Source organism: Bacillus sp. P4_D3, assembly GCF_056401855.1.
Genome location: NZ_JBFUIN010001046.1, coordinates 1 through 900 on the forward strand (window position 1 = coordinate 1; position 900 = coordinate 900).

Consider the following 900-nt stretch of genomic DNA (forward strand, 5'->3'; position numbering starts at 1 on the left):
ATGAAAACATAATGAATACATTACTTTGAAAGAAGTGAAGTATTCATTATGTTTTTTTATTTACAATACGTCTTGCTGTTAGAACATAAATGAAAAGTGAAAGCTAGTTTAAATACTAGTTTTTTTGAGTTATATACAAATTCTACTTTTTTATTGAAAAAATTTATGAATATAAGCTTCTGTGATAAGCGTTTTTATGTAGGTTGCATATACTGTTATCAAAATCACGACGTTTAAAAAAGGAGAGATATAGATGGCAAGGAAAAAACAACCTAAATATAACGTAGGGGACATAGTCGTGATTACGCTATATGGAACCGTTGGAAAAATTACAAATATGAAGATTTTAGATGGAGTTTACGTATACGAAGTAAATAATCACGATGGGTTTTACGTTGAGCAAACTTTACAGCATGTAACAGAGCAAGAAATGAAAAAGGGCGACACAGAGTGGATTGAATTAAATTATAACTTTACGTTTGGTGATCTCGTGCAAGTAACTGGATATGATAAAGATGTTTTTCGTATTGTTGGTTTTCGTACAGAAGTATGGAGATATAAAAATGATGCATGGGAAGATACTATATATGAATTGTCACGAATTACTGATGGTGAATGGTTAGAAGCTGATGAATCTGATTTAACATTACTTGCCAATGCACAAACGGCAAATGCAATTTTGAAGAAAATGAAACAAGATAAAGCTGGTATGAATAAATTGGATTTAGGAAAATTGAAGTCAATTAACAATTCGAAAAAAGTAAGTGTAAAGACGAATCGCCAAGAAATTATTGATGGGTTATTAGATATTTATAATGATTATCATTTATTATTCGATACATTTAAAGATGAAGAATATAAAATTGTTATGGATGTTGTTCAAAATTATTTAGTTAAATT

General features: G+C 28.9%; 1 protein-coding gene. It reads left to right on the forward strand.

The window, feature by feature from the left end; all coding sequences use genetic code 11:
* Positions 1-253: 253 nt before the first annotated feature.
* On the forward strand, positions 254-900 hold a 647-nt coding region (locus AC1DTM_RS29050), incomplete at its 3' end, for a hypothetical protein (RefSeq protein WP_477001551.1).